The organism is Pseudonocardia sp. D17, from assembly GCF_036984265.1.
Taxonomy (GTDB): Bacteria; Actinomycetota; Actinomycetes; order Mycobacteriales; family Pseudonocardiaceae; genus Pseudonocardia; species Pseudonocardia benzenivorans.
Window position 1 is genome coordinate 4,463 of record NZ_BPRG01000098.1, and the last position, 17,962, is coordinate 22,424.

General features: G+C 76.4%; 13 protein-coding genes. 10 read left to right on the forward strand and 3 right to left on the reverse strand.

Annotated features, from left to right (window positions below; all coding sequences use genetic code 11):
* From PSD17_RS16385 to PSD17_RS16410, 6 genes are all read left to right on the forward strand, one after another.
* Window positions 1-495 (forward strand): molybdopterin oxidoreductase family protein (locus PSD17_RS16385; RefSeq protein ID WP_339123332.1); only part of this gene is annotated, 495 nt, incomplete at its 5' end.
* Window positions 492-2,045, forward strand: a complete 1,554-nt coding sequence (locus PSD17_RS16390; protein ID WP_339123333.1) for an FAD-dependent oxidoreductase — start codon at window positions 492-494, stop codon at window positions 2,043-2,045. The genes PSD17_RS16385 and PSD17_RS16390, both read left to right, overlap by 4 nt.
* Window positions 2,042-4,579: a nitrite reductase large subunit NirB gene (gene nirB, locus PSD17_RS16395; RefSeq protein ID WP_339123334.1), complete on the forward strand. Its 2,538-nt coding sequence runs from the start codon at window positions 2,042-2,044 to the stop codon at window positions 4,577-4,579. The genes PSD17_RS16390 and nirB overlap by 4 nt, the downstream gene beginning before the upstream one ends.
* Window positions 4,576-4,959: a nitrite reductase small subunit NirD gene (nirD, locus tag PSD17_RS16400; protein WP_013673282.1), complete on the forward strand. Its 384-nt coding sequence runs from the start codon at window positions 4,576-4,578 to the stop codon at window positions 4,957-4,959. Before nirB ends, nirD begins: the two co-directional genes overlap by 4 nt.
* Window positions 4,956-6,146, forward strand: coding sequence for a uroporphyrinogen-III synthase (locus PSD17_RS16405; RefSeq protein WP_103380422.1), 1,191 nt, complete (start codon window positions 4,956-4,958; stop codon window positions 6,144-6,146). Before nirD ends, PSD17_RS16405 begins: the two co-directional genes overlap by 4 nt.
* Entirely contained in the window at window positions 6,143-6,814 is a 672-nt protein-coding gene (locus tag PSD17_RS16410) for a sirohydrochlorin chelatase (RefSeq protein WP_339123337.1), read from the forward strand. Before PSD17_RS16405 ends, PSD17_RS16410 begins: the two co-directional genes overlap by 4 nt.
* A gap of 145 nt (window positions 6,815-6,959) precedes the next feature.
* Here PSD17_RS16410 and PSD17_RS16415 read toward each other — a convergent pair whose 3' ends face one another.
* Together PSD17_RS16415 and PSD17_RS16420 are read right to left on the reverse strand one after the other, a co-directional pair.
* A complete protein-coding gene (locus PSD17_RS16415) occupies window positions 6,960-7,241 on the reverse strand; it encodes an MGMT family protein (RefSeq protein ID WP_013673285.1) in 282 nt (93 codons plus the stop codon).
* Window positions 7,242-7,257: 16 nt separating this feature from the next.
* Window positions 7,258-8,046: an alpha/beta fold hydrolase gene (locus PSD17_RS16420; RefSeq protein WP_339123340.1), complete on the reverse strand. Its 789-nt coding sequence runs from the start codon at window positions 8,044-8,046 to the stop codon at window positions 7,258-7,260.
* An 80-nt stretch (window positions 8,047-8,126) separates the two neighbouring features.
* On the opposite strand from PSD17_RS16420, the gene PSD17_RS16425 reads away from it, so the two are divergent.
* Window positions 8,127-11,498: an ATP-dependent helicase gene (locus tag PSD17_RS16425; RefSeq protein ID WP_339123342.1), complete on the forward strand. Its 3,372-nt coding sequence runs from the start codon at window positions 8,127-8,129 to the stop codon at window positions 11,496-11,498.
* Window positions 11,495-15,430 (forward strand): UvrD-helicase domain-containing protein, encoded by a 3,936-nt coding sequence (locus PSD17_RS16430; protein ID WP_339123344.1) that lies wholly within the window; start codon window positions 11,495-11,497, stop codon window positions 15,428-15,430. The genes PSD17_RS16425 and PSD17_RS16430 overlap by 4 nt, the downstream gene beginning before the upstream one ends.
* A 356-nt stretch (window positions 15,431-15,786) precedes the next feature.
* Here PSD17_RS16430 and PSD17_RS16435 read toward each other — a convergent pair whose 3' ends face one another.
* A complete protein-coding gene (locus tag PSD17_RS16435; protein WP_013673289.1) occupies window positions 15,787-16,161 on the reverse strand; it encodes a DoxX family protein in 375 nt (124 codons plus the stop codon).
* A 101-nt stretch (window positions 16,162-16,262) separates the two neighbouring features.
* On the opposite strand from PSD17_RS16435, the gene PSD17_RS16440 reads away from it, so the two are divergent.
* Complete coding sequence (locus PSD17_RS16440; protein ID WP_339123346.1) at window positions 16,263-16,826, forward strand: MarR family winged helix-turn-helix transcriptional regulator; 564 nt, start codon at window positions 16,263-16,265, stop codon at window positions 16,824-16,826.
* 9 nt (window positions 16,827-16,835) lie between these two features.
* A complete protein-coding gene (locus PSD17_RS16445; RefSeq protein ID WP_339123348.1) occupies window positions 16,836-17,951 on the forward strand; it encodes a saccharopine dehydrogenase family protein in 1,116 nt (371 codons plus the stop codon).
* The last annotated feature ends 11 nt before the right edge of the window (window positions 17,952-17,962 follow it).

Here is a 17,962-nt window from a genome sequence, read left to right on the forward strand (position 1 = left end):
TGCCCGGAGCCCGGCCACCCCGGCACCCCGCGGCTGTTCCTCGACCGCTTCGCCCATCCCGACGGCCGGGCGCGGCTCGTGCCCGTCGACCACGTGCCGGCCGCGGAGCTGCCCGACGACCCGTATCCGTTGCGCGTCACCACCGGCCGGGTGCTGGTGCACTACCAGTCCGGGGCGCAGACGCGGCGGGTCGAGGAGCTCGCCGCGGTGGTGCCCGACGTGTTCGTCGAGGTCCACCCGGACACCGCCGCCCGCGCCGGGCTCGTCGACGGTGCCTGGGCACGGGTCGAGTCACGCCGCGGGCGCGTGCTCGCCCGCGTCCGGTGCGTCCTGTCGGTCCGGCCGGACACGGTGTTCCTGCCCTTCCACTTCGGCGACGGCCAGGCCGCGAACCTGCTCACCAACCCCGTGCTCGACCCGGTCAGCCGGATGCCGGAGTTCAAGGTCGCCGCGGTCCGGCTGCTCCCCGTGAGCGGCGAGGCGGTGCCGGCATGAGGCGGATCGTGGTGGTGGGCAACGGGATGGTCGGCGCCCGGTTCGCCGACGAGGTGCGCCGCCGCGGGGGCGCCCGGCTGACCGTCGTCGGCGCGGAGTCGCATCCCGCCTACAACCGGGTGCTGCTCTCGACGGTCCTCGCCGGCGGGGTCGCCCCGTCGGCGATCGCGTTGCAGCCCACCGGCTGGGCCGCCGACCACGGCATCGACGTGCGCTCGGGCGTCGCGGCCACGTCGATCGACCCGGTGGCACGCACGGTGACCTGCTCCGACGGCGCGCTACTGCGCTACGACGACCTCGTGCTCGCCACCGGCAGTCGGGCCTGGCTGCCGCCGGTGCCGGGCCTGCCGGGACCGGGCGTCGTACCGTTCCGCGACCTCGACGACTGCCTCGCCATCCTCGACATGGCCCGTCCCGGTGCGCGGCTGGCCGTCCTCGGCGGCGGGCTGCTCGGTCTGGAGGCCGCCCGCGGGCTCGCCGCGCGGGGCGTCGAGGTCACCGTCGTCCACCCGGCGGGGCACCTGATGGAACGTCAGCTCGACGCGGGCGCCGGCGCGGTGCTGGCCGACGTCGTCGACCGGCTCGGGGTCCGGCTGCTGGTCGGCGTCGGTGCAGTCTCCTGGGCGCCGGGTGCGGGTCTGACCTGCGACGACGGCTCGCTGCTCGCTGTGGACGGGCTGGTCGTCGCCGCCGGTGTGCGGGCGGAGACCGGGCTGGCCGCCGACGCGGGCGCACGGGTCGACCGCGGCATCGTCGTCGACGACCGGCTCGCCACCTCGCTGCCGGACGTCCACGCCATCGGCGACTGCGCCCAGCACGACGGAGCCCCACCCGGGCTGGTCCAGCCGGGCTGGGAGCAGGCGGCGGTGCTGGCCGACCTGCTCACCGGCGCCGACCCGGCCGCGCGCTACCGCGGCACCCGGGCCGTCACCCGGCTCAAGGCCCGCGGGGTGGACCTGACCGCCGTCGGCGACGTCCACGCCGAGGACGACGACGCCACGGAGCTGTTGCGGCTCACCGACTCCCGGCGCGGCCGGTACGCGAAGCTGGCGCTGCGCGACGACCGCGTCGTCGGCGGGATCATGATCGGCTTCCCGGACGCCGCGGCGTCGGTGATCCAGCTGCACGACACCGGGTCGCCCGCACCGTCGGACCGGCTCGCGCTGCTGCTCGGGCGGGCCCTGCCGGGCGAGGCGACGCCCACGGCCGACCCTGGGCGGCTGCCCGCGGCTGCGGTGGTGTGCCGGTGCAACACCGTCACCAAGGGGGCGCTCGTCACCGCCTGGCGCTCCGGGGCCACCGACCTCGGCGCCCTGCGCACCGCCACCCGCGCCGGCACCGGTTGCGGCAGCTGCGCCGCGACCGTCGAGGGCATCTGCGGGTGGCTGGCCGCGACGGACGCGCCCGCCGATCCGGCGCCGCCCCAGCTGCAGGAACGGCACTTTCCCGCAGCCCAGTTGCAGGAGAGTGCCGTTCCTGCAGGACGGGACGGCCCCACCACGCAGGACGACGAGCCCGCGCACGACTACGACAGGGAGGGGGCGGCATGACCCGGGAGCTGGTCGTCGTCGGGCACGGGATGGTCGGGCACCGGCTGGTCTCCGCGTTGCGCGACCGCGACACCGCAGGAACCTGGCACGTCACGGTGCTGGGCGAGGAGGACCGGCCGGCCTACGACCGGGTCGCCCTTTCGTCCTATGTGGATGGACGCACCGAGGACGATCTCGCGCTGGACGACCACGACGACCCGCGCGTCGACGTCCGGCGCGGCACCCCCGTCGTCGCGATCGACCGCGAGGCCAGGCAGGTGCGCACCGGTTCCGGTGAGCTGATCGGCTACGACGCGCTGGTCCTGGCGACGGGTTCGGTGCCGTTCGTGCCCCCCGTCCCGGGTCGCGACCTGCCCGGCTGCTTCGTCTACCGCACCCTCGACGACCTCGACGCGATCACGGCCGCGGCCGAGGCGGCCATGGAGCGCCCGGGGCCCGGCAGGCGGTCGGCGGTTGTCGTCGGCGGTGGGCTGCTGGGGCTGGAGGCGGCGCGGGCGATGCGCCTGCTCGGGCTGTCGCCGCAGGTCGTCGAGATCGCGCCGCGGCTGATGCCGGTACAGGTCGACGAGGGCGGCGGGGCGCTGTTGCGCACGCTCGTCGAGCGCCAGGACATCGCGGTGCGCTGCGGGGTCTCGGTGGCGGGAATCGTCGCCGACCGGGGGCGGCTGGTCGCCCAGCTGTCGGACGGCATCGAGCTGGACGCCGACCTCGTCGTGTTCTCCGCAGGCATCCGCGCCGCGGACGGGCTGGCCCGCGCGGCCGGGCTGGGCGTCGGGGAGCGGGGCGGGGTGCTGGTCGACGACCGCTGCCGCACGGCCGACGAGCACGTCTGGGCCGTCGGCGAGTGCGCGGCGCTGGAGGGCCGCACCTACGGCCTCGTCGCGCCCGGCTACGCGATGGCCGAGGTCGTCGCCGACCGGCTGCTCGGCGGCGACGCCCGGATGAGCAGCGCCGAGCTCGACATGTCGACGCAGCTCAAGCTGCTGGGCGTGGACGTCGCCAGCTTCGGCGACGCACACGCGACGACCGAGGGCGCGCTGCCCGTCGTGATCAACGACCTGGTCGCGGGCACGTACGCCAAGCTGGTCGTCTCCGACGACGCGTCGACGCTGCTGGGCGGGGTCCTGGTGGGTGACGCGAGTCGGTACGCCGCGCTGCGCCCGCTCGTCGGGTCGGCGCTGCCCGCCGACCCGGTCGCGTTGATCGCGCCGGACGGGGTCGAGCTGGGGGCCGACGCGCTGCCCGACAGCGCCCAGGTGTGCTCGTGCAACGCGGTCACGAAGGGTGCGCTCCGCGAGGCGATCGCCGAAGGGGCACACGACGTTCCCGCGCTGAAGGCCTGCACGCGGGCCGGGACGAGCTGCGGCTCGTGCGTCCCGTTGCTCAAGACGATCCTGGTGCAGGAGGGCGTCGAGGTCTCCACGGCGCTGTGCGAGCACTTCGCGTTCTCCCGCGCGGAGCTGTTCGAGATCGTCGCGGGCGCGGGCATCGCGACGTTCAGCGAGCTCATCGAGACCCACGGCACCGGGCGTGGCTGCGACGTGTGCAAGCCGGTCGTCGCCTCGGTCCTCGCCTCGCTCGGCGGCATCAACGGGACCGGGGGTCACATCCTGGCGGGCGAGCAGGCGTCGTTGCAGGACACGAATGACCGGTTCCTCGCGAACATGCAGCGCGACGGGACCTACAGTGTCGTGCCGCGCGTGCCCGGCGGGGAGATCACGCCGGACGGCCTGATCGCGATCGGCGAGGTCGCCCGCGACTTCGGGCTGTACACCAAGATCACCGGCGGCCAGCGGATCGACCTGTTCGGCGCCCGCGTCGAGCAGCTCCCGGCGATCTGGCGACGGCTGGTCGACGCCGGGTTCGAGTCCGGGCACGCCTACGGCAAGGCGCTGCGCACGGTGAAGTCGTGCGTCGGCAGCACGTGGTGCCGCTACGGGCAGCAGGACTCGGTGGGGCTGGCCGTCGCGCTGGAGCTGCGCTACCGCGGGCTGCGCAGCCCGCACAAGATCAAGTCCGGGGTGTCGGGGTGCGCACGCGAGTGCGCGGAGGCCCGGTCGAAGGACTTCGGCATCATCGCGACCGAGACCGGGTGGAACCTCTACGTCGGCGGCAACGGCGGCTTCACGCCCCGGCATGCCGCCCTGCTGGTGTCCGATGTGGACACCGACACGCTGGTCCGGCTCGTCGACAGGTTCTTGATGTTCTACGTCCGGACCGCGGACCGGCTGCAGCGCACCGCATCCTGGATCGAGGCGATGGACGGGGGACTCGACCACCTGCGCGCGGTGATCGTCGACGACTCCCTCGGCATCTGTGCCGACCTGGAGGCGGCGATGGCGGCACACGTCGCGTCGTACGCCGACGAGTGGGCCGGGGTGCTCGCCGACGAGGACAAGCTGGCGCGCTTCGTGTCCTTCGTCAACGCGCCGGACACGCCGGACCCGACGATCTCGTTCGTGACCGAGCGCGGCCAGCCCGTGCCGGCGCCCCGCACGCCCGTGTTGATCGGAATCCCGGAGGTGGGGTCGTGACCGCAGCCGTACTCACGGTGTGGACGGCCGTGTGCCGTGTGGACCAGCTGGAGCCCGAGCGCGGGGTGGCCGCGCTGCTCGGCGGGCGACAGGTCGCGCTGTTCCGCACCCACGACGGGACGGTGCACGCCATCGGCAACATCGACCCGTTCTCCGGCGCCGCGGTGCTCTCACGCGGCATCGTCGGTGACCGCGGCGGGGTCCCGACGGTGGCCTCGCCCGTCTACAAGCAGGTGTTCTCCCTGGTCGACGGCAGATGCCTGGACGACGACACGGTCCGGGTGGACGTCTACGACGTCCGTCTCCGCCACGGCACCGTGGAGGTCGCGGTCGAGGACACGGTCGACCGCCCGGGCACGGCTCCGTGGGCCGGGCGATGATCGTGGCGGTCGCCGGACAGGGACGCGAGGCCGCGCCGGTGCCGCCGCTGGCGGGCTTCACTGTCGGGGTCACCGCGGCCCGCCGGGCCGACGAGCTCGCGACGATGCTGGAGCGCCGCGGCGCCGTCGTGCAGCACGGGCCGGCGCTGCGGATCGTCCCGCTCGCCGACGACGCGCAGCTGCTCGAGAGCACCCGCGCCCTCATCGCGCGGCCGCCCGACGTCACCGTCGCCACGACGGGGATCGGGTTCCGCGGCTGGATCGAGGCTGCCGAGGGCTGGGGCCTGGGCGACGACCTGATCACGGTGCTGGGCAAGGGAACCGTGCTCGCCCGGGGGCCCAAGGCGCGCGGGGCGATCCGGGCGTCGGGGCTGGTCGACGCGTGGTCGCCGGAGTCGGAGTCCTCCGCCGAGGTGCTCGACCACCTGCTCGCGTCCGGTGTGGACGGACAGCGGATCGCCGTACAGCTGCACGGGGAACCGTTGCCGGACATGGTCGAGGCGCTCGCGATGGCAGGCGCCGAGGTCGTCCAGGTGCCCGTGTACCGGTGGCTGCCGCCCGCCGACGTCGGCCCGCTCGACCGGCTGACCGACGCCGTTCTCACCGGCGGCGTCGACGTCCTGACGTTCACCAGCGCGCCCGCCGCGGCCAGCCTGCTCGCCAGGGCCGGCGAGCGCGGCCTGCGCGACGCGCTGCTCGCCGCGCTGCGCGGGCCGGTCCTCGCGATGTGCGTCGGTCCGGTGACGGCCGCGCCGCTGCAGGACGTCGACGTCCCGACCGCCCAGCCGCACCGCTCCCGGCTCGGCGCGATGGTCCGCGAGCTGGAGGTCGTCGCGCCCGCGCGGGCACGCTGGCTGCCCGTCGCCGGGCACGTCCTGGAGCTGCGTGGGCACGCCGTGCTCGTCGACGGTGCCCTGCGTCCCGTGCCGCCGACCGGGATGGCGCTGCTGCGGGTCCTGGCCCGCCGTCCGGGGCGGGTCGTCGCGCGCGCGGAGCTGCTGCGCGCCCTGCCCGGCGGCGGCGACGACGAGCACGCCGTCGAGACCGCCGTCGCCCGGCTGCGGTCGGCGGTGGGGGAGCCGAAACTGGTGCAGACCGTCGTCAAACGGGGGTACCGGCTCGCACTCGACCCCGCCGCCGGTCCCGTCCCGCTCGGTGGCCACTGCGGCGCCGGAGGCCTGCGGTGACCCCCCTTCTCCTCGTGGCGCACGGCAGCCGGTCCGGGGACGTGGCCGGCTCCCTCGCGTCCGCGGTGGCCGCGCGCTCCGGGCTCGACGTGCGCCTTGCCTATGCCGACGTCCGCGGTCCGACCGTCGCCGAGACCGTCGCCGACCTGCCGCACGCCGTCGTCGTGCCCGCGTTCCTCGCGGCTGGTCACCACGTTCGCCGCGACCTGCCCGCGCAGCTCGCCGCGGCCGGCGCCGGCGCGTTCCCGGTGACGCGCGCGATCGGCCCGGACCCGCTGCTGGCGTCGGCGGCGCTCGACCGGCTGCGGGAGGCGGGATGGCGCCACGGCGACGCCGTCGTGCTGGCCGCCGCGGGATCGGCCGACGCGGTCGCGCTCGGCCAGGTGCGGCAGGCCGCCCGTCAGCTGCAGGTCGCGATCGGACGCCGGGTCCGCGTCGGGTTCGCCGCCTCCGCGGCGCCGCGTGTCGACGCCCTGGTCGCGGGGCTGCGGGCGGCGGGGGAGGAACGGGTCGCCGTCGCGAGCTGGCTGCTGGCGCCGGGCGTGTTCGCCGACCGCGTCGCCGCCTGCGGTGCCGACGTCGTCAGCGTTCCCCTGGGCACGCATCCCGGCGTCGTCGACACGATCCTGGCGCGCTACGAGAGGGCCCTCGCCCAGCCGGCCGCGTAGGAGCCTGCTCACGAGTGCGGGGCGCGTGCCGTTGCCCGCGCGGGCCGCGGCGTCCCGGTCCCTGGGCCGTGGGATTTGTGCAGGAACGGCACTTTCCCGCAGCCCGGTTGCGGGAAAGTGCCGTTCCTGCAGTCCGCGGCACGCCTCAGCGGCGGCGGTGCTCGCGGGGGAGCCGGCCGTCCACCAGCAGGACACCCTCCGCGCGCAGCCGTGCCGCCTGCTCGACGGCGATGTGCGGGGCGGGGGTGCCGTCGGCGCGGAGCACGCGGTGCCACGGGATGTCGTGGCCGTCCTCGGCGAGGATGCGCCCGACGATGCGCGGCGTGCTGAGCCCGAGCTGGGCGGCGATCTCGCCGTAGGTCGACGTCTGGCCCGGCGGGATCGCGCGGACGGCCGCGCGCACGGCTTCGACGGTCGCGTCGTCCATCGGGCCTCCCGGAAGCTCAGCCGAGGATGAACTCGCGGATGTGCGCGGCCACCTCGTCGGTGCGTTCGAGGAACAGCATGTGCCCCGCCTCGATCTCCGCCACCGTCAGGTCGTTGCCGAGCGCCGCCCCGCACTGGTCGAGCCAGGCCTGTTCGACGAAGTCGCCGCGCGTCGCCGGCAAGATCAACGTCGGCGTGCCGGCGGGTGGCACCACCGCGGGCCGCGCCAGCTCGTTCCACGCGACGACGGCGGCCGACCGCAGGTAGCGCCACTCCCAACGGTCCTCGAAGTGCGCGAGGTGCGCGGCGACCTCGGCCTCGACCAGCGCGGCGTCGACACCCTTCCAACGGTCGGCCCGGTCGGCCCGGGCCGCCTCGAGGTCGGGGAAGGACTCGTCGGTCCGGGTGTCCTCGGCGGTCTCGAGCATGTCGTCGGGGTCGAGGCCGATCGCCGGGTCGAGCAGCACGAGCCGCTCGACGCGCTCGGGCGCGGTGCGCGCGAGATGCACGGCGATCGCCCCGCCGAACGAGTGCCCGACGACCGCGACGTCCTCGATCTCCAGCCGGTCGAGCACCGCGATGGCGTCGGCGACGTGCTGCTCGATGTTCCACGGCGGGCTCCACGGCGACCGGCCGTGTCCCCGCAGGTCGACGCCGATCCAGCGGAGCTCGGGGACCGCCTCGGCCAACGGCGCCCAGCGCGCCCCGTGCCCGCTCACCCCGTGCAACGCGAGCACCGGCACCCCGACGGGGTTGCCGAAGGTGTGCACGTGCAGGCGCCGGGCGTTCTCGGACACTCCCGTCACTCTGCCATCCCCGTCGGTGCCGAAATGTGGGTGGGGGCGGTGACCCGAAGATCGTCGGTGGGACGTGGTCGAATCGTCGCGTGGCCCGCTCCCCGTCCCCGCGTCCCGCCGCCGTGCCCCCCGGCGGCCGGGTGCCGCTGCTCGTGCGCGGGAGCGTTGCGCCGGTCGGCGTACCGGCCTGGGACGAGCGGGCGTGGCGGGTGCTGGGACACCGGTCGGGACCGCTGCGGGTCGTCGGCGGCCCCGGCACGGGGAAGACGACGGTGCTGCTCGCCGCGCTGGCCGAGCGCGTCCGGGAGGGTGTCGCGCCGGAGAACATGCTCCTGCTCGTCGGCAGCCGCCGTGCCGCGGCCGACATGCGCGAACGCCTGACGCCGCTGCTGCACCCCCATGGCGGCGACCCCGAGTCGACGACGCGTGAGCTGCTCGTCCGCACCGTGCACTCCTACGCGTTCGGGGTGCTTCGGCTGCATGCGGCGCGCCACGGCGACCCGCCGCCGCGGCTGCTGGCGGGCGCGGAGCAGGACGTCGTGGTCCGGGAGCTGCTGGCCGGCGAGATCGAGGGCGACGCGCCCGACTCCGGCTGGCCGGACCGGCTGCGTCCCGCGCTCGGCCTGCCCGGGTTCGCCGCCGAGCTGCGCGAGCTGCTGCTGCGTGCCGCCGAGCGCGGCCTCGGGCCCGAGGAGCTGTTCGCGCTGGGCGAGCGGCACGGCGTCGACGAGTGGCGGGCCGCGGGCCGGTTCTTCCGGGTGTACGAGCAGGTCGTGCTGCTGCGCGGCGCCGCGGGTCGGGGTGCGCCGCAGGCCACGGCCCCGGCTCTCGACTCCGCGGAGCTCGTCGCCGCCGCGCTCGACACCCTCGCCGCGGATCCCGGCCTGTGCGCGGCCGAGCAGCGCCGGGTGCGGCACCTGTTCGTCGACGACGCGCAGGACCTCGATCCGCAGCAGCTGGAGCTCGTCGCGACGCTGGGGTCGACGGCGTCGACAACCCTGCTCGCGGGCGACGCCGACCAGGCCGTCCTCGCGTTCCGCGGGGCCGACCCGCAGGGGTTGCGCGCCGTCGAGGCCGAGACCGTCGTGCTCGACGTCGACCATCGCAGCCGGGCGGCGGTCCGGGCCGCCACCGGGCGGCTGGCCGCGCGGCTGCCCGGTGCGGGTGCGGGCCGGGTGCGGGTGGCGGCAGGCCCCGAGGACGACGAGGGGCAGGTGCTCGTCCGGGTGTTCGGCTCGGTGGCCGCCGAGGCCGCGTGGGTCGCCGACCGGCTGCGCCGCGCGCACCTCGTCGACGGGGTGCCGTGGTCGGAGATGGCGGTGCTGTCGCGGTCGACGCGGCGGTCGCTGCCCGCGCTGCGCCGGGCACTGGTCGCGGGCGGGGTGCCGATCGTCGCCCCGCCCGACGAGCTGCCGCTGGCCCGCCAGCCCGCCGTCGTCCCGTTGCTGATGGTGCTGCGGGCGGCCACCCGGCCCGAGGAGCTCGACGCCGACGCCGCGGCCGCGCTGCTCACCTCGCCGCTCGGGTCCGGCGACCCGATGCGGATGCGCCGCCTGCGGCGCGGTCTGCTGCGGCTGCGGGCGGCCGCGGAGCCCGACCCGCCTGCCGCCCACGCGACGGGCGGGACCGCGGCACTCGCCGACGTCGGTGCCGAGCGGGTCAGCAGCGACCCGCTGCTCGTCGAGGCCCTGCGCGCCGCCGCGGCGGGCGAGCCCGATCCCCTCGCCGCGCTCCCGCCGTCGGAGACCGCGCCGCTGCGTCGCGTCGGCGCGCTGCTGGCCACGGCGGCGGCCGCGGCCCGCGACGGGGCGAGCGTCGAGGAGGTGCTCTGGCAGGTCTGGCAGCAGACCGGGCTGGCCGATCGCTGGTCCGCGGCGAGCGGTCGTGGAGGGCCCGCCGGCGCGGCGGCCGACCGCGACCTCGACGCCGTCCTCGCCCTGTTCGACGCGGCCGCCCGCTACAGCGACCGGCTACCGGGCGCCGACGTCGCCGGGTTCACCGACTACCTGGCCGACCAGCAGCTCCCCACCGACTCCCTCGCGCCGCGGGCGCCGGGCGGCGACGCGGTCGCGCTGCTCACCGCGCACGCCGCGCGCGGTCGGGAGTGGCGGGTCGTCGCGGTGCCGGGGGTGCAGGAGGGCAGCTGGCCCGACCTGCGGCTGCGCGGCAGCCTGCTGGGCACCGAGCGGCTCGTCGACCTGCTCGCCGGTGTCGCCGAGCCCGACGGCAGCGTCTCCCGCGTCGCGCCGCTGCTGGCCGAGGAGCGCAGGCTGTTCTACGTGGCGTGCAGCCGGGCGTCGCACACGTTGCTGGTCAGTGCCGTGCAAGGGGAGGACGAGCAGCCGTCCCGGTTCCTCGACGAGCTCGACCCGCTGCCGGCGGGGGCCGCCGAGACCCGGACCGTCCACCGGCCGGGGCGCTCGCTCGTGCTGGCCGAGCTGGTCGGCGAGCTTCGCCGGGCCGTGTGCACGCCGGGCGACGAGCCCGCCGCCGTCGCCCGTCGGGAGCGGGCCGCCGCGCAGCTCGCCCGGCTCGCCGCCGACGGCGTCCCCGGCGCCCATCCCGACGAGTGGTACGGCCTGGCCCCGGTCTCGACGGACGCGCCGCTGCGGGTGCCGGGCGAGGTGGTGCCGGTGTCGCCGTCGGACGTCGAACGCATCGTCGCGTGCCCGCTGCGGTGGGTCCTGGAACGGCACGGGGGTGGCGACGTCGGGGCGCTCGCCGCCGTCACCGGGTCGCTCGTCCACGCGCTGGTCCAGGCGAGCGCGGCCGGGGCGCAGCCCGCCGAGCTGGAGGACGCGCTGCGCTCGGCCTGGTCGCACCTCGACGCGGGCGCCCCGTGGTTCGGCCGTCGGGAGCTGGAGCGGGTCCGCGCCATGCTCGCGGCGTTCGACGACTGGGTCCGCACGAGCCGCGACCAGGGGCTGCGGCTCGTCGCCGTCGAGCAGCCGGTCCGGCTCGACCTGCCGGTCGAGGGCGACCTGCCCCCGGACGGCTCGGCCCAGCCGGAGGTCGGGAGGTCCGGTGGGCCGTGGCTGCAACTGCGCGGGCGGGTCGACCGGCTCGAGGTCGACTCCGAGGGCCGCCCGGTCGTCGTCGACGTGAAGACGGGCAAGACCGCCGTCAGCGCCCGCGCGGCCGCCGAGCACCCGCAGCTGGCCGTCTACCAGCTCGCGGCCGCGCTGGGGGCGTTCGGCCGGCTGCTGGAGAAGGGCGTCACCCCCGGCGGGGCGCGGCTGGTGTACCTGGCCGACCGCAAGGCATCGGGGCAGGCCAAGGAGCCGTCGCAGCCCCCGCTCGATGCGGCCGAGCTCGCCCGTTGGCGCGGGGTCGTCGCGACGTGCGCGGAAGAGACGTCCGGATCCGCGTTCGTCGCGCGGGTGAGCGCCGACTGCGAACGCTGTCCGGTGCGGACCAGCTGCCCCGCACGCGAGGCCGGGCGGCCGGTGACGGCGCCGTGAGCCTCACCCCCGCATCCCTCGCCGCCGCCCTGGGGCTGCCGCCGCCCACGGAGGAACAGGCCGCCGTCATCGCCGCGCCGTCGCGGCCCGCGCTCGTCGTCGCCGGAGCGGGCGCGGGCAAGACCGAGACGATGGCGGCGCGGGTCGTCTGGCTGGTGGCCACCGGCCAGGTCCTGCCCGAACAGGTCCTCGGCCTGACGTTCACCCGCAAGGCCGCCCAGCAGCTCGGCCAGCGGGTGCGGTCGCGGCTGCGCCGGCTCGCCGGGTCCCCGCTGCTCGACGAGCTCGACCCGACCGGGGTGCGGCGCGCGTCCGTGCTGGCCGGCGAGCCGACCGTCTCGACCTACCACGCCTACGCGGGCCGGCTCGTCGCCGAACACGCGCTGCGGTTGCCCGCCGAGCCCGCCGCCCGCCTGCTCACCCAGACCGCCTCGTGGCAGCTCGCCCACCGCGTCGTCTCCACCTGGGCCGACGACCTGGAGATCGACCGGGTCCCGGCGACCGTCACCGGCTACCTGCTCGCGCTCGCGGGGGAGATCGGCGAGCACCTGGCCGATCCCGCGGCCGTCCGCAGGCTCGCGCACGAGATGGCCGACGCGCTGGAGAACGCGCCCCGCGCCAAGGGACAGCGTGCCGAGCCGTCGCAGACCTACAAGCGGTGGATCACGGCGCAGCGGATGCGGGCGGAGCTGTTGCCGCTGGTCGAGGCGTTCGCCGCGCGCAAACGGGCCGAGCGCACGATCGACTTCGCCGACCAGATGGCGATCGCGGCCCGCGTCGCGCACGAGCATCCCGAGGTCGGCACCACCGAGCGGGCCACCTACCGCGCCGTCCTGCTCGACGAGTACCAGGACACCGGGCACGCCCAGCGCGTCCTGCTGCGGGCGCTGTTCGGCCGCATCCCCGGCACTCCCGCGCGCGACGACGACCTCTCCGTCACCGCCGTCGGCGACCCGTGCCAGTCGATCTACGGCTGGCGCGGGGCGAGCGCGGGCAACCTCGCCCGGTTCCGTGGCGACTTCCCGTCGGGCGACGCCCCCGCCGACGAGTACGGCCTGCTCACGAGCTTCCGCAACCCGCCGGAGGTGCTCGCCCTGGCCAACACGGTGTCGGAGCCGCTGCGCACGGCACCCGGCGCGGTCGCGGTGGGCGAGCTGCGCGCCGGACCCACGGCCGCGGTCGGCGACGTCCGCGCCGCGCTGCTGCCCGACGTCGACGCCGAGATCGCCTGGATGGCCGACGCGGTGGCCGCGCAGTGGCGGTCGGCCGATGCCGAGGGACGGCCGGCACCGACATCGGCCGTGCTCGTACGCCGTCGCGCCGACATGGACCCGATCGCGGCGGCCCTGCGGGCGCGCGGGCTGCCGGTCGAGGTCGTCGGGCTCGGCGGGCTGCTCGACACCCCCGAGGTCTGCGACCTCGTCAGTGCATTGCGGCTGGTCGCCGACCCGCTCGCCGGGCCCGCGGCGATGCGGCTGCTCACCGGGGCAAGGTTCCGGCTCGGTGTCGCCGACCTGGCCGCGCTGTGGGCGCGGGCCCGCGAGCTCGTACCGCCGACGCCGGGGCGCGGCCCGGGGCCGCTGGGCCCGGCCGAGCTCGCGCTCGGGGCGTTGCCGGGCGAGCAGGCGGAGCAGGCGGGCATCGTCGACGCGCTCGACGACCCCGGCCCGCCCGAGCAGTACTCCCCGGCCGGGTTCGACCGCATCCGCCGGCTCGGCCGCGACCTCATGTGGCTGCGGGCGCGGACGTCGGCCCCGCTGACCGATCTCGTCGCCGACGCCGAGCGGCTGCTGCTGCTCGACACCGAGACCGCCGCACGCCCCGGCCCGGTCGGTCGCGCGCACCTCGACGCCTTCGCCGACGTCGTCGCGGAGTTCTCCGCGGGTGCCGAGGTCGCCTCGCTCACCGCGCTGCTCGACTACCTCGAGACCGCCGAGCAGGCCGAGGACGGCCTCGCCCCGGGCGAGATCGAGGTGACACCCGACCGCGTGCAGGTGCTCACGGTGCACGCCGCCAAGGGGCTGGAGTGGGAGATCGTCGCCGTGCCGCACCTGGTCGCGCAGGTCTTCCCCGGGCGCAAGATCGGTGGCGACTGGCTCACCTCGCCCGCCGAGCTCCCCGTCCCGCTGCGCGGCGACGCCGCCGATCTCCCGGCGTTCGACCTGCCGGCGGGCGCCGACCGCAAGGAGTGCGAGGCAGCCGTCACGGCCCATCAACGGGCCCTCGACGACCGACGGCTCGTCGAGGAGCGCCGGCTGTTCTACGTCGCGCTGACCCGGGCCGAGCGCGTGCTGCTGCTCTCCGGGCACCGGTGGGGCGCGGTCGGGGACAAGCCGCGCGAGCCGTCGGAGTTCCTCGTCGAGGTGGCGCGGGCCATGCCCGCGGCAGGGGGGCGCGTCGAGACCTGGGCCGACGAGATCGGCGAGGGCGCCAGCAACCCCGTCGCCGACCGGCAGGTCACCGCGCAGTGGCCCGCGGACCCGCTGGGAGGCCGGTCGGCCGACGTGCACGCGGGCGCCGAGCTGGTGCGTTCCGCCCTGCGCGAGCTCGCACGGCGCCGGGCCGACACGCTCGCTGCCGCCGCGGCCCCCGGCGCGCAGCTCGACCTGCTCGTACTCGGTTCCGATGCGGCGGACGTCCCGGTCCGTGACGGGCGCGGGTGGTCGGGCGGCGCGGCGGCCGGCACGGGTCCGGCCGGCAGCGCTTCCGACGATGAGGCGTCCGGCGGGATTGCGTCGGCTGCGACCGCGCCGGGCGGTGCGGTTTCTGGCGGTGCCGCGTCGAGCGGTCCGGTGTCGGGCGGGGCTGCGTCGGATAGTGAGGTGTCCGGCGAGACCGTGTCCGACGGCACCGCGTCCGGTGCGACCGCGTCGGGTGGTCGGGTGTCGGGCGGCGACGTGCCGGGCGGGGAGGTGTCGGGCGGGGAGGTGTCGGGCGGCGACGTGCCGGGCGGTGCCCTGTCCGACGGTGCCCTGTCCGACGGCTCTGCGTCCGGTGGGACCGCGTCGGGCGGCGAGGCGTCCGGTGCGGCCGCGTCCGGCGCCGCGCAGGCCGGCGGTGAGCAGGCCGGCGGTGAGCAGGCCGGCGGTCGCGGTCGTGGTCGCGGGGGCGCGAGCGACAGTGCAACCGACCCCGGGGCACCCGACCCCGGGGCACCCGACCCGGAGGCGGCAGGCCGGTCGCGGGCACAGCCGCAGTCCGGCTCCCGCCCGGACGCTCCCCACGCGCCCGACGCTCCCGTCCTCGATCCGGACGACCCGGAGGGCTGGGCCGCAGATGTCGACGTCCTGCTCGCGGAACGCGCCGCGGCCGCACAGCGGCCGGTCGTGGAGCTGCCCGCGCACTTCTCGGTCAGCCGGCTCGTGGAGCTCGCCGCCGACCCCGATGCGCTGGCCGCCCGCCTGCGCCGTCCCCTCCCGCTCCCGCCCAACCCGCACGCGCGGCGCGGCACGGCGTTCCACGCCTGGCTGGAGCAGCGGTTCGGCGCGGCCGGGCTCCTCGACCTCGACGAGCTCCCCGGCGCCGCGGACGACGGCGCGGCCCCCGACGACGCGCTCGAGGAACTGCAGGACGCGTTCCTCGCCTCGGAGTGGGCCGACCGCCGTCCGGTCGAGGTCGAGGTGCCGTTCGAGACGGTGATCGCCGGGATCGCGGTCCGCGGACGGATGGACGCGGTGTTCCAGGACCCCGACGGCGGCTGGACGGTCGTCGACTGGAAGACCGGTCCGCCGCCGGACGAGAGCCGGCTCGGAGCGCTGGCCGTGCAGCTCGCGGCCTACCGGCTCGCATGGGCTGCGCTGCAAGGGGTTGATCCGTCCCGGGTGCGGGCGGCGTTCCACTACGTGCGCTCGCGCCGCACCCTGCGCCCGGCCGACCTCCTCGACGCGGACGGCCTGCGCGCCCTGCTCGACGGCGTCCCCGTCCGCGCCTGACCGGTCGGGCGACGGTGGGGATACGCGCGAGGGGCGGGCCGCAACCTGGTGGTCGTGCCGCAGCGGGGCGACGATCCTGAGGTTGCGCCCGGGTCGGCGGGCGCAACCCGAGCGTCGTGATCGCGCGTCCGCCGAGCAGTGAGGTTGCGCCCGGGTGGTCGGCCGCAACCTGGCGGTCGTGCCGCGGCGCTGGGGCGACCGTGAGGTTGCGCTCGGCAGTGCGTCGGACGGCGCCTCGATGCCGCGCCGCCGGTCCCCGGCAGCCGCCGCCGGTCCCCGGCAGCGATCGTCGGCTACTTCTCAGGCAGCCGGCGTCGGCCGCCGGAACCGGCGCCCGCCGCCGACCCCCGCCGCGCTCAGGACGCCAGGTCCACGAACCGGACGACGGCCACGAAGGCGCCGGCGGCCGCCAGCACGAGCGGCGGCACGACAGCGGCGAACTCCTTGCGCCGCACGTGCACCACGACGGCGCCGAGCAGGAGCAGGGCCAGCGCTGCGCCGGCGACGGGCGTGAGCACCGGTGCCACCCCGAGCGCCCAGGGCAGGATCAGCCCCACCGCCCCGACGACCTCCGCCGCTCCGATGAGCTTGACCGCGGTGTCGCTGAAGTCCTCGGCCCACGGCATGCCCATCGAGATCAGGTCCTTGCGGTGCCGGGCGAGCTTCGTCCCACCGGCGAACAGCATCGCCGCGGCCAGTATCCCCTGCACGATCCACGTTGCGACGTCCACGTCGCCACCTCCCGAGTCGAACCAAACTTGAACACTCAAGTCACATCAGAATGTGACGCTTGAATTCTCAAGTCAAGTCACGACTCGGCTACGCTGATCCGGTGTCCACGTCCGCCGACGCCGCCGACCCGGGTCCGGAGCCCCGCTGGCTCGATGCCGACGAGCGGCAGAGCTGGCTCGCGTTCAGCGGGATGCTGCTGACCCTCCCGGGAGTGCTCGACGCCCAGCTCCAGCGTGAGGCCGATCTCACGCTCTTCGGCTATCTCGTCATGGCCGGGCTGTCCGACGCGCGCGACCGGACGCTGCGCATGAGCGAGCTGTCGGTCTTGACGCAGGGCTCGCTGTCGCGGCTCTCGCACGCGGTCGCGAAGCTGGAGCGCAACGGCTGGGTCGTCCGCAGGCCGTGTCCGGGCAACGGTCGCGTCACCATCGCGACGCTCACCGACGCGGGTCTCGCCAAGCTGGAGGACGCGGCGCCCGGGCACGTCGAGTTCGTCCGGCGGCTCGTCCTCGACCCGGCCGGCCGCGAGGGGTTCGCCCACCTCGGGGAGCTGTCGCGGCGCATCCTGGGCGCGAGCGTCGACGCCGGCTGCCCGACGGTCCCCGCGGACGGGCTCCGGCCCGGCACCGCACCGTCCGATGCGGCCCGGAGTGTCGGCCGTTAGCGTGCGGGGATGACCGGCAGGATCGTGCTCCTCGGCGCCACCGGGTACACCGGCGGACGCACGGCCGAGGCGATGGTCGCCCGCGGCCTGCGGCCCGTCGTCGCGGGCCGCGACCCGGACCGGATCGGTGCCCTCTCCGCCCGCCTCGGCGACCTTCCGACGGCCGTCGCCGACGTCACCGACGCCGCCTCGATCCGGGCTCTCCTGCAGCCCGGTGACGTCCTGGTGACGACGGTCGGGCCGTTCCTGCGGCTGGGCGCCGCGGCGGTCGCGGCCGCGGTCGACGCGGGGGCCGTCTACCTGGACTCGACGGGTGAGCCGCCGTTCATTCGCGAGGTCCACGAGGTGCACGGCCCGCGTGCCGCGACGTCGGGCGCCGCGCTGCTCACCGCGTTCGGCAACGACTACGTGCCCGGCGTGCTCGCGGGCGCGCTCGCGCTGCGCGACGCCGGACCCGGCGCCCGGCGGGTCGACGTCGGCTACTTCCTGACCGGCGCCGGCCGCGGCCGGGCGTTCTCGCGCGGGACGGTCGACTCCGTCGTCGGCATCATGAACCGGCCGACCTACGCCTTCCGGGACGGCGGGCTGCGCGAGGAGGCGGGGGCGTCGCGGATGCGGACGTTCCTCGTCGACGGCCGACCCCGACCCGGCGTGACGATCGGCGCCTCCGAACAGTTCGCCCTGCCGCGGCTCGCGCCCGCCCTGCGCACCGTCGACGTCTACCTCGGCTGGTTCGGAGCCGCGAGCCCGGCGCTGCACGCCTCGCGCCGGATCACGCCGCTGCTCGGGAGGGTCCCGGTCGTCCCGGGCATGACGACGGCGCTGCTGCAGAAGGCCGTCGCCCGGATGCCGGCCGCACCCGACGCGGCGACCCTCGAACGGACGACGTCGCACTTCGTCGCGGAGGTCTTCGACCACACGGGGACCCTGCTGGCCCGCACGCACCTGACCTCGCCGGACGGTTACGCGATCACCGCAGGGCTGCTCGCGTGGGGTGCCGGGCGCGCCGCGGAGCGCGGTGTCGCCGGCACGGGCGCGCTGGACGCCGTCACCGCCTTCGGCCTCGACGATCTTGCCGCGGGCGCCGCGGAGGTGGGCATCGTCCCAGTTCAGCCGCGGGAGTGATCGCGGAGGTC

What these genes read in the sequence shown, in the direction of transcription:
- PSD17_RS16390 (WP_339123333.1), top strand. Translation starts at nt 492, where the DNA reads ATGAGGCGGATCGTGGTGGTGGGCAACGGGATGGTCGGCGCCCGGTTC.
- nirB (WP_339123334.1), top strand. Translation starts at nt 2,042, where the DNA reads ATGACCCGGGAGCTGGTCGTCGTCGGGCACGGGATGGTCGGGCACCGG.
- PSD17_RS16405 (WP_103380422.1), top strand. Translation starts at nt 4,956, where the DNA reads ATGATCGTGGCGGTCGCCGGACAGGGACGCGAGGCCGCGCCGGTGCCG.
- PSD17_RS16415 (WP_013673285.1), bottom strand. Translation starts at nt 7,241, where the DNA reads ATGGACGACGCGACCGTCGAAGCCGTGCGCGCGGCCGTCCGCGCGATC.
- PSD17_RS16445 (WP_339123348.1), top strand. Translation starts at nt 16,836, where the DNA reads ATGACCGGCAGGATCGTGCTCCTCGGCGCCACCGGGTACACCGGCGGA.